At 63.0% G+C, this 20,862-nt stretch carries 22 protein-coding genes; 5 read left to right on the forward strand and 17 right to left on the reverse strand.

What is annotated here, in order from left to right:
- Nucleotides 1-165: 165 nt before the first annotated feature.
- A complete protein-coding gene (locus AC5O5I_RS26710; RefSeq protein ID WP_172231549.1) occupies nucleotides 166-831 on the reverse strand; it encodes a fumarylacetoacetate hydrolase family protein in 666 nt (221 codons plus the stop codon).
- A gap of 26 nt (nucleotides 832-857) precedes the next feature.
- The gene (locus AC5O5I_RS26715) at nucleotides 858-2,255 is read right to left on the reverse strand and encodes an FAD-binding oxidoreductase (protein WP_494511815.1); all 1,398 of its coding nucleotides are present in this window, start codon (nucleotides 2,253-2,255) and stop codon (nucleotides 858-860) included.
- A 171-nt stretch (nucleotides 2,256-2,426) separates the two neighbouring features.
- Between AC5O5I_RS26715 and serA the strand changes: the two genes are divergently transcribed.
- Entirely contained in the window at nucleotides 2,427-3,656 is a 1,230-nt protein-coding gene (gene serA, locus AC5O5I_RS26720; protein WP_172286931.1) for a phosphoglycerate dehydrogenase, read from the forward strand.
- 47 nt (nucleotides 3,657-3,703) lie between these two features.
- On the opposite strand, the gene AC5O5I_RS26725 is transcribed toward serA, so the two are convergent.
- A complete protein-coding gene (locus AC5O5I_RS26725; protein ID WP_172233421.1) occupies nucleotides 3,704-4,180 on the reverse strand; it encodes a DUF4399 domain-containing protein in 477 nt (158 codons plus the stop codon).
- A 198-nt stretch (nucleotides 4,181-4,378) separates the two neighbouring features.
- On the opposite strand from AC5O5I_RS26725, the gene AC5O5I_RS26730 reads away from it, so the two are divergent.
- Complete coding sequence (locus AC5O5I_RS26730) at nucleotides 4,379-4,864, forward strand: transporter substrate-binding domain-containing protein (RefSeq protein ID WP_494511816.1); 486 nt, start codon at nucleotides 4,379-4,381, stop codon at nucleotides 4,862-4,864.
- A 122-nt stretch (nucleotides 4,865-4,986) separates the two neighbouring features.
- On the opposite strand, the gene AC5O5I_RS26735 is transcribed toward AC5O5I_RS26730, so the two are convergent.
- Entirely contained in the window at nucleotides 4,987-5,478 is a 492-nt protein-coding gene (locus AC5O5I_RS26735) for a 2-thiouracil desulfurase family protein (protein WP_172231772.1), read from the reverse strand.
- Nucleotides 5,465-6,097: a 2OG-Fe(II) oxygenase gene (locus tag AC5O5I_RS26740; RefSeq protein ID WP_172231787.1), complete on the reverse strand. Its 633-nt coding sequence runs from the start codon at nucleotides 6,095-6,097 to the stop codon at nucleotides 5,465-5,467. Before AC5O5I_RS26740 ends, AC5O5I_RS26735 begins: the two co-directional genes overlap by 14 nt.
- Nucleotides 6,098-6,210: 113 nt before the next feature.
- On the opposite strand from AC5O5I_RS26740, the gene AC5O5I_RS26745 reads away from it, so the two are divergent.
- Entirely contained in the window at nucleotides 6,211-6,963 is a 753-nt protein-coding gene (locus AC5O5I_RS26745; protein ID WP_172231775.1) for a DUF2059 domain-containing protein, read from the forward strand.
- Here the strand turns inward: AC5O5I_RS26745 and bipL are convergent, their stop codons facing one another.
- Nucleotides 6,964-7,890 carry a phospholipase BipL gene (bipL, locus tag AC5O5I_RS26750; protein WP_172231778.1) on the reverse strand — a complete coding sequence of 309 codons (927 nt, stop codon included), beginning with the start codon at nucleotides 7,888-7,890 and terminating at the stop codon, nucleotides 6,964-6,966. It abuts the gene before it with no gap.
- A gap of 218 nt (nucleotides 7,891-8,108) precedes the next feature.
- Between bipL and AC5O5I_RS26755 the strand changes: the two genes are divergently transcribed.
- Nucleotides 8,109-8,672 (forward strand): DUF6436 domain-containing protein, encoded by a 564-nt coding sequence (locus AC5O5I_RS26755; RefSeq protein ID WP_172285315.1) that lies wholly within the window; start codon nucleotides 8,109-8,111, stop codon nucleotides 8,670-8,672.
- 60 nt (nucleotides 8,673-8,732) lie between these two features.
- Here the strand turns inward: AC5O5I_RS26755 and AC5O5I_RS26760 are convergent, their stop codons facing one another.
- Nucleotides 8,733-9,284 carry a sugar O-acetyltransferase gene (locus AC5O5I_RS26760; RefSeq protein WP_172285314.1) on the reverse strand — a complete coding sequence of 184 codons (552 nt, stop codon included), beginning with the start codon at nucleotides 9,282-9,284 and terminating at the stop codon, nucleotides 8,733-8,735.
- A gap of 86 nt (nucleotides 9,285-9,370) precedes the next feature.
- Here AC5O5I_RS26760 and AC5O5I_RS26765 point away from each other — a divergent pair, with 86 nt between their 5' ends.
- Nucleotides 9,371-11,734 (forward strand): penicillin acylase family protein, encoded by a 2,364-nt coding sequence (locus tag AC5O5I_RS26765; protein WP_494511817.1) that lies wholly within the window; start codon nucleotides 9,371-9,373, stop codon nucleotides 11,732-11,734.
- A 259-nt stretch (nucleotides 11,735-11,993) separates the two neighbouring features.
- On the opposite strand, the gene AC5O5I_RS26770 is transcribed toward AC5O5I_RS26765, so the two are convergent.
- The 10 genes from AC5O5I_RS26770 to AC5O5I_RS26815 form a co-directional block, all read right to left on the reverse strand.
- A complete protein-coding gene (locus AC5O5I_RS26770) occupies nucleotides 11,994-12,779 on the reverse strand; it encodes a MetQ/NlpA family ABC transporter substrate-binding protein (RefSeq protein ID WP_172230256.1) in 786 nt (261 codons plus the stop codon).
- Between the two features lie 175 nt (nucleotides 12,780-12,954).
- Nucleotides 12,955-13,785 (reverse strand): sigma 54-interacting transcriptional regulator, encoded by an 831-nt coding sequence (locus AC5O5I_RS26775; protein ID WP_172285312.1) that lies wholly within the window; start codon nucleotides 13,783-13,785, stop codon nucleotides 12,955-12,957.
- Nucleotides 13,786-13,849: 64 nt separating this feature from the next.
- Nucleotides 13,850-14,431, reverse strand: a complete 582-nt coding sequence (locus AC5O5I_RS26780; RefSeq protein ID WP_172230262.1) for an alpha/beta hydrolase — start codon at nucleotides 14,429-14,431, stop codon at nucleotides 13,850-13,852.
- Nucleotides 14,432-14,630: 199 nt separating this feature from the next.
- Nucleotides 14,631-15,032 (reverse strand): ExbD/TolR family protein, encoded by a 402-nt coding sequence (locus AC5O5I_RS26785; RefSeq protein WP_172230265.1) that lies wholly within the window; start codon nucleotides 15,030-15,032, stop codon nucleotides 14,631-14,633.
- Nucleotide 15,033: 1 nt separating this feature from the next.
- Complete coding sequence (locus AC5O5I_RS26790) at nucleotides 15,034-15,753, reverse strand: MotA/TolQ/ExbB proton channel family protein (protein ID WP_494511818.1); 720 nt, start codon at nucleotides 15,751-15,753, stop codon at nucleotides 15,034-15,036.
- A gap of 27 nt (nucleotides 15,754-15,780) precedes the next feature.
- The gene (locus AC5O5I_RS26795; protein WP_172232965.1) at nucleotides 15,781-16,578 is read right to left on the reverse strand and encodes an energy transducer TonB; all 798 of its coding nucleotides are present in this window, start codon (nucleotides 16,576-16,578) and stop codon (nucleotides 15,781-15,783) included.
- Between the two features lie 382 nt (nucleotides 16,579-16,960).
- The gene (locus AC5O5I_RS26800) at nucleotides 16,961-17,950 is read right to left on the reverse strand and encodes a sulfate/molybdate ABC transporter ATP-binding protein (protein ID WP_172285308.1); all 990 of its coding nucleotides are present in this window, start codon (nucleotides 17,948-17,950) and stop codon (nucleotides 16,961-16,963) included.
- 3 nt (nucleotides 17,951-17,953) lie between these two features.
- Nucleotides 17,954-18,826 carry a sulfate ABC transporter permease subunit CysW gene (cysW, locus tag AC5O5I_RS26805; RefSeq protein WP_172285307.1) on the reverse strand — a complete coding sequence of 291 codons (873 nt, stop codon included), beginning with the start codon at nucleotides 18,824-18,826 and terminating at the stop codon, nucleotides 17,954-17,956.
- Between the two features lie 11 nt (nucleotides 18,827-18,837).
- Nucleotides 18,838-19,656, reverse strand: coding sequence for a sulfate ABC transporter permease subunit CysT (gene cysT / locus AC5O5I_RS26810; RefSeq protein ID WP_172230435.1), 819 nt, complete (start codon nucleotides 19,654-19,656; stop codon nucleotides 18,838-18,840).
- A 197-nt stretch (nucleotides 19,657-19,853) separates the two neighbouring features.
- A complete protein-coding gene (locus AC5O5I_RS26815; RefSeq protein ID WP_494511819.1) occupies nucleotides 19,854-20,861 on the reverse strand; it encodes a sulfate ABC transporter substrate-binding protein in 1,008 nt (335 codons plus the stop codon).
- Between the last annotated feature and the right edge of the window lies 1 nt (nucleotide 20,862).

Genomic DNA, 20,862 nt, shown 5'->3' on the forward strand with positions numbered 1-20,862 from the left:
CTGGGAGAATGGGCGGAGGTCCGCGCATTATCCGCATAAGGTGTGAAAAATCGGTAAACAGGACCGGCCTCTTCGCGGGTAAACCCGCTCCCACAGGAATGTCACAGGCCTGTGGAGAGCCCTGTGGAGCGGGCGTGCCCGCGAAGAAGCCAACCCGGTCTGGAATCAGAGCACCCGGCTTTCGAAGCGGCTCACACCCGGCAGCTCCAGCACCAGCTCATCACCGACATTGAACGGCCCCACGCCCGCCGGCGTACCGGTAAGGATCACATCCCCCGCCTGCAGCGAGAAATGCGCCGCCATGTACTGGATCATCGGCACGATCGGGTTGAGCATCATTGCGCTGTTGCCGTCCTGGCGCACTTCGCCATTGACGGTCAGGCGTACCGGGATGTCGGTCACATCCTCGAAACTGGCGGCAGACACGAACGGCGGCAGCACGCAGGCGCCATCGAAGCATTTGGCCAGCTCCCAGGGCAGGCCTTTCTCTTTCAGCTTGGCCTGCACGTCACGCAAGGTCAGGTCCAGTGCCGGGGCATAACCGGAAATCGCGTCCAGCACCTCCTCTTCGGTCGGGTGGGTGGAAAGCGGTTTGCCCAGCAGCACGGCAATTTCGGCCTCATAGTGCACGGAACCGCGCTCGGCCGGGATCTTGAAACCACCTTCGGCCGGCACCACGCAGCTGCCCGGCTTGATGAACAGCAGTGGCTCGCTGGGGATCGGGTTGTCCAGTTCCTTGGCATGCTCGGCATAGTTACGGCCGATGCACACCACCTTGCCCAGCGGGAAGTGAATGCGTGTGCCGTCTACGTACTGGTGCTGGTAACTCATTGGCCGACTCCTGTGGATACTGCTTTTTATTCAGGTGCGAAGATCTTACCCGGATTCATGATGCCGTTAGGGTCGAACACGGCCTTTATTGCCTTCATGCAGGCGATTTCTTCGGCCGAGCGGCTGTAGCCCAGGTAGTCGCGCTTGGTCATGCCCACGCCATGCTCGGCGGAAATCGAACCGTTGTAGCGCTGGACGATCTCGAACACCCATTTGTTGACCTTGGCGCACGAGGCGAAGAACTCGTCCTTGCCCATGTGCTCGGGCTTGAGAATGTTCAGGTGCAGGTTGCCATCGCCGATGTGGCCGTACCACACCACTTCGTAATCCGGGTAGTGCTCGGCGACAATGGCGTCGATATCACGCAGGAACGCCGGCACTTTCGAGACCGTGACAGAAATGTCGTTCTTGTACGGGGTCCAGTGCGAGATGGTTTCAGACAGGTATTCGCGCAACTTCCACAGGTTTTTCAGCTGGGTTTCGCTCTGGCTCATCACCCCGTCCAGCACCCAGCCCTGCTCCACGCAGTGCTCGAAGGTGGCCAAGGCCTGGTTGGCAACCTCTTCGGTACTGGCCTCGAACTCCAGCAGCGCATAGAACGGGCAAGCGGTCTCGAACGGCGCCGGCACATCGCCCCGCCCCATGATCTTGGCCAGGCCTTTGTCGGAAAAGAACTCGAAAGCCGTAAGGTCCAACTTGCCCTGGAAGGCGTGCAGCACCGGCATGATCGAGTCGAAGTCCGGCGTACCCAGCACCATAGCGGTGAGATTGCGCGGTGTACGGTCCAGGCGCATGGTGGCCTCCACCACAAAGCCCAGGGTGCCTTCGGCCCCAATGAACAGCTGACGCAGGTCATAGCCGGTGGCGTTCTTGATCAGGTCTTTGTTGAGTTCCAGCAGCTCACCCTTGCCGGTGACCACTTTCAGGCCGGCCACCCAGTTGCGGGTCATGCCGTAGCGAATCACCTTGATACCACCGGCATTGGTGCCAATGTTGCCGCCAATCTGGCTGGAGCTGCTGGAAGCGAAGTCTACCGGGTAATAAAGGCCCTGCTCTTCAGCAAAGGCTTGGAGCTGGCGGGTGATCACCCCTGGCTGGCAGATCACGGTGCGGTCGAAGTTGTTGAAGCCGAGAATCTGGTTCATGTAGTCGAAGGCCACCACCACTTCGCCATTGGCCGCCACCGCCCCGGCGGAAAGCCCGGTGCGCCCGCCAGAGGGCACCAGCGCCACCTTGTTCGCATTGGCCCAGCGCACGATCGCCTGCACCTGTTCTATCGTCTTCGGCAGCACGATTGCACTGGGTGCCGGCGGGAAATGCTTGGTCCAGTCCTTGCCATACGCTTCAAGCGAAGCCGCGTCAGTCAGGACCTTGCCAGGGTCGACAAGGGTCATCAGTTCATCAATAACAGCGGGGTGGGTCATCGCTGGAACTCTCGACTTATTCATAGTCACCCTGAGCACTCTTCACCTGTCGGGATAGGCTCAGATTGTGTCGCGTATGCTAGCATAGCCCTCCCGCTGTTCATGCTAAGGCTGCCGTGGCGCCTGGCATCACCCTCGCCATTTTTATCTCCGGGATACAGGTTTACGCAGATGAGCAAGACTTCTCTCGACAAGAGCAAGATCCGGTTCCTTCTTCTTGAAGGTGTGCACCAGAACGCGGTCGATACCCTCAAGGCCGCCGGCTACACCAACATCGAATACCTCACTGGTTCGTTGCCGGAAGCCGAGCTGAAGGAAAAGATCGCCGATGCCCACTTCATCGGCATTCGTTCGCGCACCCAGCTGACCGAAGAGATCTTCGACTGCGCCAAGAAACTGGTCGCCGTCGGCTGCTTCTGCATCGGCACCAACCAGGTCGACCTGGAAGCTGCCCGCCAGCGCGGTATCGCCGTGTTCAACGCGCCGTACTCCAACACCCGTTCGGTCGCCGAACTGGTACTGGCCGAAGCCATTCTGCTGCTGCGCGGCATCCCTGAGAAAAACGCCTCCTGCCACCGTGGCGGCTGGATCAAGAGCGCGGCCAACTCGTTCGAGATTCGTGGCAAGAAGCTGGGCATCGTCGGCTACGGCTCGATCGGCACCCAGCTGTCGGTACTGGCCGAAAACCTGGGCATGCAGGTGTACTTCTACGACCCGCTGACCAAACTGCCGCTGGGCAACGCCGTACAGGTCACCAGCCTGAACGAGCTGCTGGGCATGGCCGACATTGTCTCGCTGCACGTGCCTGAGCTGCCATCCACCCAGTGGATGATTGGCGAGAAAGAAATCCGCGCGATGAAAAAGGGCTCGATCCTGATCAACGCCGCCCGTGGCACCGTGGTCGAGCTGGACCACCTGGCCGCCGCGATCAAGGACAAGCACCTGATCGGCGCCGCCATCGACGTGTTCCCGGTCGAGCCGCGCTCCAACGACGAAGAGTTCGAAAGCCCGCTGCGTGGCCTGGACAACGTGATCCTGACCCCGCACATCGGTGGCTCCACTGCCGAAGCCCAGGCCAACATCGGCCTGGAAGTTGCCGAGAAGCTGGTCAAGTACAGCGACAACGGTACCTCGGTATCTTCGGTCAACTTCCCGGAAGTTGCCCTGCCGGCGCACCCAGGCAAACACCGCCTGCTGCACATCCACGAAAACATCCCGGGCGTGCTCAGCGAGATCAACAAGGTGTTCGCCGAAAACGGTATCAACATCTCCGGTCAGTTCCTGCAGACCAACGAGAAAGTGGGTTACGTGGTGATCGACGTTGACGCCGAGTACTCCGACCTGGCGCAAGAGAAGCTGCAACAGGTCAAGGGCACCATCCGTTCCCGCGTCCTGTTCTAAGTTTGCGGGCGGTATGAAAAAGGGAGGCCCTTGTGGCCTCCCTTTTTTCATTTCACTTCGACAGTCACTTTCTGCGACTCGACACTTGGCTTGAACGGTACGTGATACTGGTCACCCAGTACCAGCTGCAGCGTGTGCTTGCCCGGGGTCAGGGTAATGCTGGTTTCGGTCTGTGCCTTGCCGAAATGCAAAACCTGCGGCCCCGCCGGCAGCGCGGTGCCTGCCTCAGGCATCAGGCTGGTCGGCAGGGGCATGTCGGCAACGGGTTCTTTGTCCACATCCACCAGCAAGTGGTGGTGCCCGGTGTGCGGGGTCTGGTCACCGGCTGGTTTGAGTCCCATGCCTTCGATGCCGAACTTGACGGTGAAGGTCTTGTCGACCGTGGCACCATCGGCGGGGGAAACGATGAAGACCTTGGCATCCTTGGGCGGCTCCTGGCTCTTCAGGGCATCCGCGGCACTGGCGAACACCGATGCTCCCATTAGCAGACCGGCAACGGCAGCACGCGAAAATAGGCTGTTCATTCACTTCTCCTGTGATTCACTTATTGACCGCCACCAGCATGTCGAACGGCAGCGGTAGTTCACCATAGCCCACAAAGAGAAATATTTCAGTTAGGGTTAAACCTCGCCAAGGCTTCAAGGTCATAGGCTGCGCTCGATCACGGCGAGGAAGAAAGCCGTGGCGAAAGTTATTCAACTGCTAAAAGAAAAGGGGCATTCATGCGTTCGACCATAGGGGTACTGCTGGCAGTACTGATCAGTCCATTGGCCCAGGCGGAGCTGATCGACGAAATCGCCGACCGGGGCGAACTGCGCATAGCCGTACAGGCCGACAACTCGCCGTACGCGTTCAAGCAAGATGATCGCCTGACCGGTTTCGACATCGAGTTCGGGCAAGATCTCGCCAAGGAGCTGGACTTGCGTGCCGAGTTTGTCGAAGCGTCGGCTGCAGAGGTATTGCCCGGCGTCGAAAGTGGCAAGTACGACATTGCACTTACGCCGTCCGCTGATGCGCCCACGGGTGGCTCGCTGGATGTCAGCCAGCCCTTTGGCGCTAACAGGCTGTTGATCCCGTTCCAGAAGGACAACCCGGCGTTTGAAAGTGCGGTGAACAATGCGCTGCAACGGCTGAAAGACAGCGGGCGCACTGCCGAACTTGAGCAGAAGTGGTTCAAGGGTGTGCAGGAGACTGCGGCCGGGCAATAAGTTTCGAGCTGTCTGTGCCGCCCTCATCGCCGGCAAGCCAGCTCCCACAGGAAGATCACCGCTTTCAAGAACTGTGGTGTACCTGTGGGAGCTGGCTTGCCGGCGATAGGGCCGGCGCCGGACTACCCCAAAGCCCGCTGCGCCTCGTCCAGTTCCAGCTCACTGAACACCTGCACCCCTGCCCGCCGCAGCAACGCCGTGGTAACCCCTTCCCCCAGCACCTTCACGCCACTGAACGTGCCGTCATAGGTCAGCCGGTTGCCACACGAAGGGCTGCCCGCCTTCAGCACCGCCACGCGGATGCCATGCCGTCGCACCAGCGCCAGCGCCAGCTGCGCACCGGCCAGGAACTCGGCACTGACATCCTCGCCCGTCACCGTAATCACCTGTGCGTCGCCATCAAGCACTTGCCCACCCTGCCCGCCGGGGATCTCCGCCGGTGGACGCGGGGTCGGTAAACCTCCGGCTACTTCCGGGCACAATGGCACCACACGCCCTGCGGCCTGCCACTGCTGCAACAGGTCGGGGTGGCCGCTGGCGCGGCCGTCATAGCGCACCGGCTGGCCCAGCAGGCAGGCGCTGACCAGCACTTTGGGCACGTCAGAACGGGTCATTGCCACGCCGCCTGAACCAGCCCGTCAACGACAAACGCTCGCGCCCCGCCGGCAGCACCTCATGGGGCACTTCGCCGGACAGGAACACCACCAGGCAACCCGCCACCGGCTGCACATCGTGCTCGACACCGTCGCCCAAAAACATGCGCAATTGCCCGCCATCATCCGGCTGCCAGTCTTCGTTGAGATACAGCACCGACGAGACCATGCGCCGATCATCGTCGCGGAAGCGGTCCAGATGCCGGCGATAGAAAGCACCGCGTGGATACAGGGCGAAATGGCACTCGAAATCTTCCAGGCCCAGGAACAGGCCCTGGTTGATGGCCAGCCGCAACTGGTCCATGGCCGCCAGGTACTCGTCGCAAGCCTCGGCCTGCCCAGGGTCGATCCACTGGATCTGGTCGCCACGGATGGCTTCGCGCACCTCCTGGGTAGCCCCGCGTCCAACCCCCGCAGGGTTGAGTTCGCCTTCGGCATCGCGGCGCCGGCACTCGGCTGCCAGCGCACGCACCAGGTCGGCAGGCAGAAAGAGTGCCTGCTGGGACCAGCCATGGGTGGCCAGATCGTCGACGACGGCCGCAAGCATCGGGTGTTCAGGGGAGATGTGCATGGCGCGCATCATATCCATTAGCCCTGCCGGCGCACAGCGCCACTTGGCCGAGAAACACGCGCATATCTCGACAAACCGACGCCGGGCCAAGGACAATAGCCATCTGCCGACAGGAGTCCTGAATGCGCCGTCTGTTTTCCCTGATTCTGCTGATGATCTGCACCATGCCTGTCTGGGCAGACAACCTGGATCAACTGTACAAGGCCGCCGGCTGGCCCGACCAGCGCGCCCACTTCAACGATGCCCTGAGCGCCGCCCAGGAACGCTACCGCAACAGTTTGCCCCCCGCCGTGTACCAGGCGCTGGTCAACAACAGCAATCAGCGTTTCCAGGCCCAGGCGGTGGATCGGCGCGCCCAGGCGAAGCTGCGCACAAGCCTGCCCAACCCGGCGCCGGCGCTGGCCTTTTTTCAGTCGCCGCTGGGGCGCAAAGTGGTGGCGGCCGAGCTCAAGGCCACGCGCAAGGACGAACTGGCGAAAAACGCCAAAGGCTTGCCGAAGATTCAAGCCAGCGACAACCGCCTGCTGGTCATCGGTCATCTGGCCCAGGCCCTGCCGGCCCGTGAAGCCGGTGCCGAAGTCAGCCTGGCTATCGCCGGGGTAGCGGCCGACAGCCTCAGTTCGATGATCCCCGGCCTGTTCGGCGGCGGCCAGGCCCAGGGCCTGCTCGACGGCCAGCGACAACGCCTGATGGGCCAGATCGGCGAAGACCTCAACAACACCCTGCTCTACGTCTATCGCGACTTGTCTGACGCCGAACTTGAAGAGTTCGCCACCTTTGCCGAGTCGCCAGAAGGCAAGGCTTACTACCAGGCCGCCCTGGCCGCTGTGCGTGCAGGCCTGGCGGTTGGCCAGAACGCCAACGACCTGAAGTGATCAGCCCAGGCGCTGGTCGATGAAGTCGAAATAGCGCTGGCGAATGCCCGGCAGCTCGTTGGCCAGGTGATGACGGGCCTCAGGCAGCATCAGGATCTGCGGTTCGGCGAACTTGGCCTTGAGCACTTCGAGGTTATAGGCCCAGTCCACCGTAGCGTCGGCCTCCCCCTGCACGATCAATGGTTGCCGCGTACTGCGCGGCGCGGCTTCGATGCGTTTGACCCAGGCAATCAGTGCGCCCACCCAGGCGGTTGGCAGGCGGCGCGGTTGCAGCGGGTCGGCCTCGAGGAACGCCAGGAAGGCCGGGTCATTGGTGTTTGCGCTGAAGCGCCGTTCAATGCCATTGACGAAGTGCCGCAGCACCCGGTAACTGAACTTCGACCAGCGCCAGGAACAAGGCCGCACCAGCGGGGCCAGCAGGATTACCTGGCCATCGATGGGGCTGCGGGCGCCCTGGGTCAGCAGGTGGTCAACGGCGATGGCGCCACCGGTGCTCTGCCCACACAAGTGCCAGGGGCGCGGCAGTGGTAGCGTGCGCGCCTGTTCGAACAAGGCATCCAGCACTTGCTGGTACACCGCGAAATCACTGATGCTGGCGCGCTCGCCGCTGGACAGGCCATGACCGGGCAAGTCGCAGCTGATGACTGCGTAACCCTGCTGCAACGCCCACTCGATCACGTGCCTATAGAGGCCCATGTGGTCGTAGTAGCCGTGCAACAGGAACAGCGTCGCGCTCGGCTGGTCGGGTAGCCAGGCCTGCCCGACCACATCGAAGCCCGCCGCCTGAAAGCCGCCCAGCCAACTTTGCGCCGGCATGTCCAGGCCATAGAAACGCTGGTAGTCCCGGGCTTGCGCCGACAGCGGCTGACGGGCAGTCAACGGCGCCAGGCTGGTGCGCAGGTGGTCAGGGTCAAAGGCGGTGGGCATAGGGTACATCCACAGTGAAGCAAGTATTGATCTGGGATATTCAGCTCTGGCCCGCGTCATGGCAAGCTTGGGCTATGTGTCACCTGTACGGATCCTGTCGCCGGCAAGCCAGCTCCCACAGGGATATCACCGGGTTTCAGGCCTGTTGGTAACCTGTGGGAGCTGGCTTGCCGGCGACAGGACCAGTGAGCCCACCACAAAATTACCCGCGGATATCCATGCAGACCCGCCTTGTAAAACCCGCCCTGATCACCGTTACCCTGCTGCTCTGCGCCGCCCTGCTGTGGCAAGCCTACACCAGCTTCCAGGCCCGCTACCTGCGCCCGTTCGACAACCAGGCCACGCTGTTCGAGGGCAGTCAGTTGCAGCTGCCCGCAGAGCTGGCCGGCCCAGGGCCGGTCCGTGTGGTGCACTTCTGGGACCCGGCCTGCCCCTGCAACGTCGGCAACCAGCAACACCTGGGCGACCTGGTCAGCCAGTTCGGCGACCTGGGTGTGAGCTTCCATGTGCTGCAAAAGCCCGGTAGCCACGGCCAGCTACCCGCCAACCTCACTGCGCTGAAGCCGCTTGCCAGCCTGCCGGGCAGCGAACACCTGCCCGCCTCCCCGGCAGTGGCCATCTGGGACCGGCAAGGCAACCTCGCCTACTTCGGCCCCTACAGCGAGGGCGCCGTGTGCAACGCCAGCAACAGCTTCGTGGAGCCCATCATCAAGGCCTTGCTAGAGGGCCGGCCCGTGCAGGCCAGCAATACCTTGGCCATAGGGTGTTACTGCCCCTGGTAGATAGCGAGTACCCGATAGATATCTACAGCGTCAGGCCGAGGGAGGAATTTTACCGTAGCGTCAACCACGCACCCGCGCCGGGTTACCCACAACCGTCACCCCCGCCGGCACATCCCGGGTCACCACACTGCCAGCACCCACCACTGCGTTGTCGCCAATGGTCACCCCCGGCAGGATGATCGCCGCGCCGCCGATCCACACGTTGTTGCCAATGGTCACCGCCCGCCCGCTTTCCAGCCCGCTGCGCCGCAGGTCAGCGTCCAGCGGGTGGTCGGCGGTGTAGATCTGCACATTCGGGCCGATCTGGCAGTCGTCACCGATACGCACCGGCATCACGTCGAGAATCACGCAGTTGAAGTTCATGAAGGTATTGCGGCCAACGCTGATGTTGTAGCCGTAGTCGCAATAGAACGGCGGGCGGATCACCGTGCCTTCGCCAACCTGGCCAAAGTGCTCCAGCAATAGCCCATGGCGTGCGTCGTTGAGCAGTTCCACGCTGCTGTTGTAGCGGTGCATCCAATGTTTGTTGGCGATCTGCTCGGCCTGCAGCTCAGGGCAACCAGCATGATAGAGCTGGCCTGTAAGCATCTTCTGTTTTTCGCTGAGTGACATGGAATCTCCTTCCCGGGGCTATGCTCTGTTCGCGAATCCGCCGATGATCGGACCACATTTTCTGCTTTGATGCACAAGGAGTCTGCATGAAACGCAGCCTGACCCTGTTAGCCGTGGTGGTTGCCGTGGCCGCGGGCGCCGGATACTGGTACGTGCAGGGCAAACTGCCGCAACGCGCGGGCGAGGTGGCCATCGCCGGCCTGCAAGCACCGGTCAGCGTGCGCTACGACGCCCGCGGCGTGCCGCACCTGCAGGCGCAGAGCGAGCCGGACCTGTACCGCGCCCTCGGCTACGTGCATGCCCAGGACCGATTATTCCAGATGGAGATCCTGCGCCGCCTGGCCCGCGGCGAGCTGGCCGAGGTGCTGGGCGACAAACTGCTGCCCACCGACACCCTGTTTCGCAGCCTGCGCATTCGCGACCAGGCAGCACTGATGGCCCAGCGTCATGACCAGCAGTCACCCGCCTGGCAGGCCCTGCAAGCCTATCTCGATGGGGTCAACAGCTGGCAGGCCAGTCACCCCAAGCCGATGGAATTCGACCTGCTCGGCATCACACCGCGACCCTTCACCGCCGAAGACACCCTGAGCATCGCCGGCTACCTCGCCTACAGTTTTGCCGCCGCCTTCCGCACCGAGCCCGCACTGACCTACATCCGCGACCAGCTGGGCCCCGACTACCTGAAGATCTTCGACCTCGGCTGGCAAGCCGACGGTGCGCTGGCCAGGCCGTTGGCCGCCGCCGACTGGCAGAGCCTGGAGGCACTTGCCCGCCTTGGCAACGATGCGCTGGCCGACGCCGGCATCGCGCAGTTCGAAGGCAGCAATGCCTGGGCCATCGCTGGCAGCCGCACCCGCAGTGGCAAGCCGCTACTGGCCGGCGACCCGCACATCGGCTTCGCCGTACCGGCGGTGTGGTACGAAGCCGAGCTGTCGGCGCCCGGTTTCAACCTTTACGGCTACTTCCAGGCGCTCAACCCGTTCGCCCTGCTCGGACACAACCGCGATTTCGGCTGGAGCCTGACCATGTTCCAGAATGACGATGTCGACCTGATCGCGGAAAAGACCAACCCCGCCAACCCCGATCAGGTGATGATCGATGGCCAGTGGCAAACCCTGGAAAAGACCGAGCAGACGATTGTCGTCAAAGGCGAACAGCCGGTCACCCTCAACCTGCGCCGTTCGCCCCATGGCCCGATCGTCAACGACGTGCTCGGTGCTACCGCCGGGCCCACGCCCATCGCCATGTGGTGGGCCTTCCTGGAAACCGAAAACCCGATCCTCGAGGGTTTCTATCAGCTCAACCGGGCCGACACGCTGGCCAGGATGCGCGCAGCTGCGGCCAAGGTGCATGCGCCTGGGCTGAATTTCGTGTGGGCCAATGCCCGGGGTGATATCGGCTGGTGGGCTGCCGCGCAGCTGCCGATCCGCCCTGAAGGCGTGGACCCGGCGTTCATCCTCGACGGTGCCAGTACGCAGGCCAGCAAGCTGGGCTTCTACCCCTTCAGCGCCAACCCGCAGCAGGAAAACCCCGCAAGCGGCTATATCGTCTCGGCCAACTACCAGCCGCCGTCGGCGGTACCGATACCGGGCTACTACAACCTGCCCGACCGTGGTCGCCAGCTCGACCGCCACCTGGCCAACCCCGAGGTGAAATGGGACCTGCAGAACAGTCAGGCATTGCAGCTGGACACCGCCAGCGATCACGGCCCGCGCACCCTTGCACCGCTGCTGGCGACACTGCGCACGGTGGCCGAAGGCGACGAGGAAAAGGAGCTGGTCGAGCAGCTGGCCGCCTGGCGCGGTGACTATCCACTGGACTCGACCAGTGCCACGCTGTTCAACCAGTTTCTCTTTGAGCTGAGCTACGCGGCCCTGCATGACGAACTCGGTGACACCTGGTTCCCGGTGCTCATCAGCACCCGCGCCATCGACGCTGCACTGCCGCGCCTGGCGGCGGACGCCAATTCGCCCTGGTGGAACACCCGTGGCGGCAACCTGCGCACCGACCGTACCACCATCGTGCGCATCGCCTGGCAGAAAAGCCTCAAACATCTGCGCGACAACTTGGGCAGCGACCCGGCCAGCTGGCAATGGGGCAAGGCCCATACACTCACCCACAACCATCCGCTGGGGGTGAAAAAGCCGCTGAACCTGCTGTTCAACGTCGGGCCCTTCGCTGCGCCAGGCACCCATGAAGTGCCGAACAACCTCTCGGCGAAGATCGGCCCGGCGCCATGGCCAGTGACATATGGGCCGTCGACGCGGCGGCTGATCGATTTTGCCGATGCCGGGCAGGCCATGACCAGCAACCCGATCGGGCAAAGCGGCGTACCGTTCGACCGGCACTATGCGGACCAGGCCAAGGGGTACATCGAAGGGCAGTACCAGAAAGCGCAGCTGGGGGTGATCCCCGCGCAGAGCACCCTCAGGCTTGTGCCTGACATATGAACAAACACTGCCTTTAGCCGCACTCGGCTCACTCTCGCTACCCTGAAGTACCTCCATCGCCGGCAAGCCAGCTCCCACATTTATCGGCGCATGCCAAACCCTGTGGGAGCGGGCGTGCCCGCGAAGCTGTCGACGCGGTGGATGGCACTGGCTACGCCGGTGTTCGCGGGCACGCCCGCTCCCACAGGTGACTGCGCCCAGAAATGAAAACGCCGACACAAAGGTATCGGCGTTGGGTCATGCCGGTATTGCAAGCGGATCAGAACGCTGGCAGCACGGCACCTTGGTACTTCTTGGCAATGAATGCCTTCACTTCCGGGCTGGTCAGGGCCTTGGCCAGTTTCTGGATGGCTTCGCTGTCCTTGTTGTCCGGGCGGGCGACGAGGAAGTTCACGTACGGCGAGTCGCTGCCTTCGATTACCAGCGCATCCTTGGCCGGGTTCAGGCCAGCTTCCAGTGCGTAATTGGTGTTGATCATGTCCAGGTCGACCTGGTCCAGCACACGCGGCAGCATGGCGGACTCAAGCTCGCGGAACTTCAGCTTCTTCGGGTTCTCGGCGATGTCCTTGGGGGTGGCCAGGGCATTCTTCGGGTCTTTCAGGGTGATCAGGCCAGCCTTCTGCAGCAGGATCAACGCACGGCCGCTGTTGCTGCCCTCGTTAGGGATGGCGACGGTCGCGCCCTCTTTCAGCTCGCTCAGGCTTTTGACCTTTTTCGAGTAACCACCGAACGGCTCGACGTGCACGCCGACCACGGTTTCCAGGTGGGTGCCCTTACCTTCGTTGAAGCTTTGCAGGTACGGCAGGGTCTGGAAGTAGTTGGCGTCCAGGCGCTTCTGGTCAACCTGTACGTTGGGCTGCACATAATCGGTGAAGACCTTGATCTGCAGGTCGATACCTTCTTTGGCCAGGGTCGGCTTGATCAGCTCGAGGATCTCGGCGTGCGGTACCGGGGTAGCGGCAACCACCAGCTTCTCGGCAGCAGCAGCCAGGCCGGAGAACGACAGGGCAGCGGCCAGGGCGGTGGTCAGCAGGGTCTTCTTCATGGTGGTCCTTGTTCTGGATCTGGGCCATCGAGGATGGCGAATCGGGTGCCCAGCCGCATCAGCAGTGGGCTTGAGTCGGACAATACCGAGATTTTTTATTCCGCAACAATATCTTTTATTTAGCTGCTTATTCCAAAAACAAATTGCCACCAGCCTGTTTGCTTATGAGCCATGTCTAGCGCGCGATATTGGGCAGGTCGAGGTCTTCCGGCACGATCTCTTCGCTGTCATTCACCAGCAAGGCAAAGTGGATGACGTTCTCCAGTTCGCGGGTGTTGCCAGGCCACGCGTGCGCTTCCAGTACCTGCTGCGCGGCCTCGCTCACCAACGGCACAGGCCGCTGCAGGCGCACGCTGTAGATGCCCACGAAGTACTCGGCCAACGGCAGAATATCGCCCGGCCGCTCACGCAGCGGCGGCAGTGCCAGCGCGCCCTCGCGCAGGTATTGGTAAAGGCGCTCGTTGAAGCGACCCGCGCGCACCACCCGCGCCAGGTCGATGCTGGTGGCGGCCACCAGGCGCACATCCACTGGCTGTGGCTGCTGCGCACCGACGCGGGTGACTTCGCGGTTTTCCAGGGCGGCCAGCAGCTTGGCCTGGATGGCCAGCGGCAAGTCGGCGATCTCGTCCAGGTACAGTGTTCCGCCGTTGGCCGAGCCAAACCAGCCGGCGCGGCTACTGGCCGTGCCGCCGTGGCTGCCGGCGCTGTAGCCGAACAACTCGGCATCGGCGTAAGTGGGGCTGATGGCCGCGCAGTTGACCGAGACGAACAATCCGCCGCGGTCACTGGCCCGGTGGATGTGCCGGGCCAGCAGCTCCTTGCCGGTGCCGGTTTCGCCACCGATCAGCACCGGCAAGGGCTGCGGCGCCAGGCGCTCGAGGTCCTGGCGCAGCTGTTGCGATCGAGGGTCGATGAACACCAGGGCCTTGGCGCGAATGCTCAGTGGGCTCTTGTCCAGCTCGGGGAAGGTCAGCAACGGCTGGCCAAAGGTGTTTTGCAAAGTCATGACAAACTCCCGCCCCAGGCCTGCATTGGCCGGGCGTCAGGCAAACGGAAAACAGCAAGGGCGATCAGGCGCGGCGCAGGGCCCGCTGCTCAACCCGGCTCTGCAAGCGATACAGGTAGGCGAAGCCTTGTTCCCAGCGCTCATGGCCGGACTTGACGTTGATATGGCCAGCGTTGCTCAGCAGCCCCGCTTCAGCACCCCACACCTGCGCCAGGTACAGTGCCCGCGGCACGCTCACGGCCGGGTCGTTATCCGAGCTGACCACCTGGCTGGGGAACGGCAGCGCCTCGCTCGGGATTGGCGCGAAGTTGCGCAGGGCTGGCGCGCAGGTCGACCGCTCGACGTCCGCCGGGGCCACCAGCAGCGCGCCACGCACCCGACGCAGCAGGGCCGGGCTGGCCTGGGCGGCCCAATGGGCGACGGTGATGCAGCCCAGGCTGTGGGCAATCAGGATCACCGGCGAGTGCTCGGCAGCAATCGCCTGCTCCAGCGCCTGCACCCAGTCCTGCCGCTGCGGGGTCAGCCAGTCGAGCTGCTCGACCCGCGCGCTGTTGGGCAGGTTGCGCTGCCAGTGACTTTGCCAATGGTTGTCTGGCGATCCTTGCCAGCCCGGCACAATCAGGTAACGAATCGACTCATTGCGCATGGGGACGCCTCCGGTAACTTTGCGTGCTTGGAGACAAGTATAGGGATCGATCTATACCAGTAAAGGAATAAGAAGCTATTTGTTAATAACCTAAATGTTAACCTTGAGAAATTTGTCGCCTGTGACGGCAAAAAAAAGGGCCAACCCCCTGCCAGGAGATATGGCCCATAAGCACTTGCCTGAAGAAGATTGATCGGGTTCAGCGCGCGGTAATCACCGCCAGTTTGCTGATCCCCGCCCGTTCGATGGCCGCCATGGCCCGCGCCACTTCGCCGTAGTTCACGCCGTCATCGGCCTGCAGCTGCACGCGCACATCCGCGTCCTTGGCCTTGGCTACCTTGAGGCGGGTTTCCAGCAGGTCGGGCTGAATCTGGTCTTTGTTGATGAACAGCTTGCCTTCGCCATCGATGCTGACCACCAACGGGTCCTTCTGCTCCACCGGGGCCACGGCCTCGGTCTTGGGCAGGTTGATGGGAATGGCGTTGGTCAGCAGCGGCGCGGTGACAATGAACACCACCAGCAGCACCAGCATTACGTCCACCAATGGCGTTACGTTGATTTCACTGAGGACTTCGTCGCTGTCCTGGGTCGAAAACGCCATGTCAGGACGCCTCCTTCACCGGCTGGGTGAACCCGGCCTGGGGCTTGTGCACAGCGGGGTGCACCAGCACGCGGAAGGCACTCTTCTGCGCCAGGCTGTAGAAGTCGTGGGCAAAGTCATCCAGGTCGGCGGCGGTCAGCTTGAGGCGGCGCAGGAAGTAGTTGTAGACCAGCACCGCGGGCACGGCGACAGCGATACCCACACCAGTGGCCACCAGCGCCGCGCCGATTGGCCCGGCCACGGTTTCCAGGCTGGCGGAGCCTGCCGCGCTGATACCCTTTAGCGCCTCCATGATGCCCCACACGGTGCCGAACAGGCCGATGAAAGGTGAAGTGCTGCCGATACTGGCAACCACTGCCAGGCCGGTTTCCAGCGAGCGGCGCTCGCGCACGATCTGCTGCCGCAGGGCGCGCTCCAGGCGGTCTTGATGATTGATGGCGTGGCTCAGGTCGTTGGCCTGGGTGTCACCGACGGCGATCGCGGCGTAGCCGGCCTGGGCAACGCGAGCAGCAGGCCCAGGCTGTTCGTGGCTGATCTGCGCCGCCGAGTCCAGGCTCGAAGCTGCCCAGAACTGCTGGTGGAAGCGCTTGTCCTGGCGCCTCAACCGTACGAACTGCGCAACCTTGACCAAGGCCAGGCCCCAGGTGACGACAGAAAAACCGACCAGCAGCCAGATGACTGCGCTTTCAACAGATTCGAGGGGGGATGCCAGCAGGCTCATGATGATGTTTTCCTGTGTTCTGAAAAGTTAGCGAAGCTTGAAATCGATCGGCACACTGACCCAGCCGGTCTGGGCCACGTCGCCCTGCTTGGCGGGCACGAAACTCCAGCGCTTCACCGCAGCCAGCGCGGCGGCATCGAGGGCATCGCGGCCGCTGCTTTTCTGGACCTGGATCTGCCCGGGCTTGCCACTGGGCAGCACCTCGACGCGCAGCAGCACGGTGCCTTCCCAGCCACGGCGCTGAGCCATTTGCGGGTATTCCGGCGCAGGGTTCTTCAGGTAGGCGGCGTTGGCCGATGCTGGCGTTACCGGGGCCGGCGCGGGTGGTGCTGGCGCAGGCGGTGCCGGGGCCGCTACCGGGGCTGGCGGCGGCGCTTCAACCGGCTTGGGCTGCGGTTTCGACTGCTGCTTGACCACCGGCTTGGGCACAGGCCTCGGCTTGGGTTTGGGTTTGGCGGCCAGTTCGTCGACCACTGGCGGCGGTGGCGGCTCGACCACAGTAGGAGCAGGCGCAGGCGGTGGAGGCTTGAGCACCGGAGGGGTCGGCGCGGCAAACTCGATGGTCATGGGTGGCACCTGTGGCGGTACTACCGGCAGCTCGGGGGTTGGCGCCTGACTCAGCCAGTACGCGGCCGCGCCATGCAGGGCCAGCACCAGCAAGCCCAACAGCAGCTTGTGGCGGCGCTTGAGCTCACTGACCGGCGTGCGCTGCAGGCGCAGCTGGCCGAGTGGCAAGCGAAGCGTGCGCCCAAGCTCGACCAGGTCGCCCGGGGCTGGCCGCCATGGCTGGTCGTAGGCCCTGACGGCCGACTGCACATTACCCATTGATCAAACTCCTGGGGTCTCGATTCAGGTGTGTGGCTGAATCATCGGGGCCAGGGGCTTATCTCTTAAAGTAATGTTTAAAATTATGTTTAGAACTTATGGGAATATTTATTTGCCCTCTTCGTGGGAAGGCCTTGGAATTCGCGGGCTGTGGCTTGAGGGCCTCAAGTCGATGCACTGCGGGCATGCAAAATATTCGCTCAAGGCATGAGATTGCCGCGAGGGCTGCGCCCTCGATCGCCGGCAAGCCAGCTCCCACAAGGACCGCATCATAGCTCGCAGTCAATGCGATCGATGTGAGGGCTGGCTGCGCAGCCCCGGCAATCTCACAGGCAGAAAAAAGCCCAGGACCAACCCCGGGCTTTTCTTCATCAACGGTGACTCAGATATCCGCCACCTTCTGCCAAACCTTGGGCCGGAAGAATAGCGTTTCCCCCCGCGCCAACCCGGTCAGGCTGTCATGGTCCTTGACCACCTCGGCCTCGATCAGCTCGCTCTGTCCTTCCACCTTCAAGGTAACCCGCGTGGTCGCGCCCAGCGGCCGGATATCCCGCACCTCGGCCGCATGGTGCCCTTCGGTCTCATGCCGCGACAGCGAAACCTCATGCGGGCGGAACAGCACATGGTGCCCTTCGCTCAGCGCCAGGCGGTTGGAATCGCCCAGGAAGTGGTAGACGAAATCGTTGGCCGGCTGCTCGTACACCTCGCCCGGCGAGCCGATCTGCTCGATCACGCCCTTGTTCATCACCACGATGCGGTCGGCCACTTCCATGGCTTCTTCCTGGTCGTGGGTGACAAACACCGAGGTCAGGTTGATATCTTCGTGCAAGCGCGCCAGCCAGCGGCGCAGCTCTTTGCGCACCTTGGCATCCAGCGCGCCGAACGGCTCGTCCAGCAGCAACACCTTGGGCTCCACCGCCAGGGCGCGGGCCAGGGCGATACGCTGGCGCTGGCCACCGGACAACTGCTCGGGGTAGCGGTCGGCCAGCCAGTCCAGCTGCACCATGTTCAACAGCTCATGCACCTTCTCGGCAATTCTGCTCTCGCTCGGGCGCTCGCCCTTGGGCTTCATGCGCAGGCCGAAGGCGACGTTGTCGAACACGCTCATGTGGCGGAACAGCGCATAGTGCTGGAACACGAAACCGACGTTGCGGTCACGCACGTCGTGGCCGGACACGTCCTCGCCATGGAACACGATGCTGCCCTGATCGGGTGTTTCCAGGCCGGCAATGATGCGCAGCAAGGTGGTCTTGCCGCAGCCGGACGGGCCGAGCAGGGCCACCAGCTCGCCGCTGTTGATGTCCAGGTTGATGTTGTCCAGGGCCTGGAAGCTGTTGAAGCGCTTGCTGACGTTACGAACTTCGATCGACATGAATCATTCCTCCGCGGCGCTGTGGCGCAGGCGGTTAATACGGTTCTCGCTCCACTGCTTGAGCAGCAGGATGAAGAGCGCCAGGATCAGCAACAGGCTGGCCACGCTGAAGGCCGCCACGTGGTTGTACTCGTTGTAGAGGATCTCCACGTGCAGCGGCAAGGTGTTGGTCACGCCGCGAATGTGGCCGGAAACCACCGACACCGCGCCAAACTCGCCCATGGCCCGGGCGGTGCACAGCACCACGCCGTAGATCAGGCCCCACTTGATGTTCGGCAGGGTCACGTGCCAGAACATCTGCCAGCCATTGGCACCGAGCAGGCGTGCAGCCTCCTCTTCCTGGGTACCCTGCTCCTGCATCAGCGGGATCAGCTCGCGGGCCACGAACGGCACGGTAACGAAGATGGTCGCGAGGACGATGCCCGGCAAGGCGAACACGATCTGGATGTCGTGGTCCTGCAGCCACGGACCGAACAGACCTTGCGCACCGAACATCAGCACGTAGACCAGGCCGGCGATGACCGGCGACACCGAGAACGGCAGGTCGATCAGGGTGACCAAAATGCTCTTGCCACGGAAGCTGTACTTGCTCACGCACCAGGCAGCGCTGACGCCGAACACCAGGTTCAACGGCACGGAGATGACCACGGCGAGCAGGGTCAGCTTCAGGGCGGACAAGGCATCAGGCTCGAAGATCGCCTCGAAGAAGGTGCCAAAGCCGTTTTTCAGCGCCTGCGATACCACGATCACCAGCGGCAGCAGCAAGAACAGCGCGAAGACCAGCCAGCCAAGGCCGATCAGGATGCGCCGCGACGTGGCGCTGCCCCTGCGGGCGGCGTTGGCGGCGGCGTTTGCACTCAGGGATGAACTGGACATGCCGGCCTCCTTCAAGGGGTTTCGATGCGGCGCTGCAGCAGGTTGATCAGCAGCAGCAGGATGAAGGAAACCACCAGCATCAGCACGCCGATGGCGGTCGCGCCGGTGTAGTCGTACTGGTCGAGCTTGACCATGATCAGCAGCGGCAGAATCTCGGTCTTCATCGGCATGTTGCCGGCAATGAAGATCACCGAACCGTACTCGCCAACGCCCCGGGCGAAGGCCAGGGCAAAGCCGGTGAGCCAGGCCGGCAACAGCGCCGGCGCCAGCACATGGCGGAACACCTGCAGCGGCTTGGCCCCCAGGCAGGCGGCGGCCTCTTCCACTTCACGCGGGATATCGGCCAGTACCGGCTGCACCGTGCGCACCACGAACGGCAGGGTGACGAAGGTCAGCGCCAGGGTGATACCCAGCGGGGTGTAGGCGATCTTGAAGCCCAGGTCGGTGGCGAACTGGCCGACCCAGCCTTGGGGGGCGTACAGGGCGGTCAGGGCGATACCGGCAACGGCGGTAGGCAGGGCGAACGGCAGGTCGATCATCGCATCGATGATCTTGCGCCCGGGGAACGTGTAGCGCACCAGCACCCACGCCAGCAGGGTGCCGATCACACCGTTGATGATGGCGGCGAACAGCGCGGTGCCGAAGCTCAGCTTGAGTGCAGCGATCACCCGTGGCGCACTGATGATGGTCCAGAACTGCTCGAAGGTCAGCTGCGAGGCATGAATGAACATGGCCGCCAGCGGTATCAGCACAATCAGGCTGAGGTACACCAAGGTGTAGCCCAGCGTCAGCCCGAAGCCGGGTATGACGGGGGAAATGCGACGTGACATAAATATCCCTGGTTGAACGCACCAAGCCCCGGCTCAGGCCGGGGCGGTGCAGGATCCTGAATCCTGGGGCTGCTGCGCAGCCCATCGCCGGCAAGCCAGCTCCCACAGGATTAACACAGGCCTGAGAGCTGCGCGATTCCTGTGGGAGCTGGCTGGCCGGCGATAGGCCGCAAAGCGGCCCCGCTTTTCCGTGGCCTTTACTGTGCCTGATAGATCTGGTCGAACACACCGCCATCATTGAAGAATTTCGGCTGTGCAGTCTTCCAGCCACCGAAGTCTTTGTCGATGGTCACCAGGTCGAGTTTCGGGAACTGCTTGCCGAACTCGGCAGCCACCTTCTCGTCACGCGGGCGATAGAAATTCTCCGCAGCAATCTTCTGCCCCGCCGGGCTGTAAAGGTGCTTGAGGTACTCGGTGGCGATCTCGGTGTTGCCCTTCTTCTCGGCGTTCTTGTCGACCACGGCCACCGGCGGTTCGGCGAGGATCGACAGCGACGGCACGACGATCTCGAACTTGTCGGCACCACCGTCTTCCTTCAGCGCCAGGAAGGCTTCGTTTTCCCAGGCCAGCAACACGTCGCCCTGGCCGTTGTTGACGAAGGTGATGGTCGAGCCGCGGGCACCGGTATCCAGTACCGGCACGTGCTTGAACAGCTCTTGCACATAGGCCTTGGCCTTGTCCTCGCTACCGCCGGCCTTCAGCCCGTAGGCCCAGGCGGCGAGGAAGTTCCAGCGTGCGCCACCGGAGGTTTTCGGGTTGGGGGTGATGACCGACACGTCCTTCTTGATCAGGTCGCCCCAGTCCCTGATGCCTTTCGGGTTGCCCTTGCGCACCAGGAACACGATGGTCGAAGTGTACGGGGTGCTGGCATCCGGCAGCCGGGTCTGCCAGTCGTCCGGCAGGGTCTTGCCGAGCTTGGCGATTTCGTCGATATCGCCGGCCAGGGCCAGGGTCACCACGTCGGCGCGCAGGCCGTCGATCACCGCACGGCCCTGCTTGCCCGAGCCACCATGGGATTGCTGGATCTTCACCTTGTCGTCCGGGTGGGCCTGCTGCCAGTGTTTGATGAACTCGGCGTTGTACTGCTGGTACAGCTCACGGGTCGGGTCGTAGGACACGTTCAGCAGTTCGTAGTCCTTGGCGATGGCGGAACCGGCAAAAACAGCACTGGCCAGGGCGGCGAGCGCATAACGGCGGATGGACATG

Source organism: Pseudomonas sp. 9_2_1 (genome assembly GCF_059295275.1).

Bases quoted from the DNA above. Each gene is read 5' to 3' on its own strand.
- AC5O5I_RS26740 (WP_172231787.1), bottom strand. From the start codon at position 6,097: ATGCGCGCCATGCACATCTCCCCTGAACACCCGATGCTTGCGGCCGTC.
- AC5O5I_RS26785 (WP_172230265.1), bottom strand. From the start codon at position 15,032: ATGGCGTTTTCGACCCAGGACAGCGACGAAGTCCTCAGTGAAATCAAC.
- cysW (WP_172285307.1), bottom strand. From the start codon at position 18,826: ATGTCCAGTTCATCCCTGAGTGCAAACGCCGCCGCCAACGCCGCCCGC.
- AC5O5I_RS26730 (WP_494511816.1), top strand. From the start codon at position 4,379: ATGCGTTCGACCATAGGGGTACTGCTGGCAGTACTGATCAGTCCATTG.
- AC5O5I_RS26745 (WP_172231775.1), top strand. From the start codon at position 6,211: ATGCGCCGTCTGTTTTCCCTGATTCTGCTGATGATCTGCACCATGCCT.
- AC5O5I_RS26790 (WP_494511818.1), bottom strand. From the start codon at position 15,753: ATGAGCCTGCTGGCATCCCCCCTCGAATCTGTTGAAAGCGCAGTCATC.
- AC5O5I_RS26770 (WP_172230256.1), bottom strand. From the start codon at position 12,779: ATGAAGAAGACCCTGCTGACCACCGCCCTGGCCGCTGCCCTGTCGTTC.
- serA (WP_172286931.1), top strand. From the start codon at position 2,427: ATGAGCAAGACTTCTCTCGACAAGAGCAAGATCCGGTTCCTTCTTCTT.
- AC5O5I_RS26800 (WP_172285308.1), bottom strand. From the start codon at position 17,950: ATGTCGATCGAAGTTCGTAACGTCAGCAAGCGCTTCAACAGCTTCCAG.
- AC5O5I_RS26775 (WP_172285312.1), bottom strand. From the start codon at position 13,785: ATGACTTTGCAAAACACCTTTGGCCAGCCGTTGCTGACCTTCCCCGAG.
- AC5O5I_RS26715 (WP_494511815.1), bottom strand. From the start codon at position 2,255: ATGACCCACCCCGCTGTTATTGATGAACTGATGACCCTTGTCGACCCT.
- AC5O5I_RS26725 (WP_172233421.1), bottom strand. From the start codon at position 4,180: ATGAACAGCCTATTTTCGCGTGCTGCCGTTGCCGGTCTGCTAATGGGA.
- cysT (WP_172230435.1), bottom strand. From the start codon at position 19,656: ATGTCACGTCGCATTTCCCCCGTCATACCCGGCTTCGGGCTGACGCTG.
- AC5O5I_RS26735 (WP_172231772.1), bottom strand. From the start codon at position 5,478: ATGACCCGTTCTGACGTGCCCAAAGTGCTGGTCAGCGCCTGCCTGCTG.
- AC5O5I_RS26780 (WP_172230262.1), bottom strand. From the start codon at position 14,431: ATGCGCAATGAGTCGATTCGTTACCTGATTGTGCCGGGCTGGCAAGGA.
- AC5O5I_RS26795 (WP_172232965.1), bottom strand. From the start codon at position 16,578: ATGGGTAATGTGCAGTCGGCCGTCAGGGCCTACGACCAGCCATGGCGG.
- AC5O5I_RS26710 (WP_172231549.1), bottom strand. From the start codon at position 831: ATGAGTTACCAGCACCAGTACGTAGACGGCACACGCATTCACTTCCCG.
- AC5O5I_RS26765 (WP_494511817.1), top strand. From the start codon at position 9,371: ATGAAACGCAGCCTGACCCTGTTAGCCGTGGTGGTTGCCGTGGCCGCG.
- bipL (WP_172231778.1), bottom strand. From the start codon at position 7,890: ATGCCCACCGCCTTTGACCCTGACCACCTGCGCACCAGCCTGGCGCCG.
- AC5O5I_RS26755 (WP_172285315.1), top strand. From the start codon at position 8,109: ATGCAGACCCGCCTTGTAAAACCCGCCCTGATCACCGTTACCCTGCTG.
- AC5O5I_RS26760 (WP_172285314.1), bottom strand. From the start codon at position 9,284: ATGTCACTCAGCGAAAAACAGAAGATGCTTACAGGCCAGCTCTATCAT.
- AC5O5I_RS26815 (WP_494511819.1), bottom strand. From the start codon at position 20,861: ATGTCCATCCGCCGTTATGCGCTCGCCGCCCTGGCCAGTGCTGTTTTT.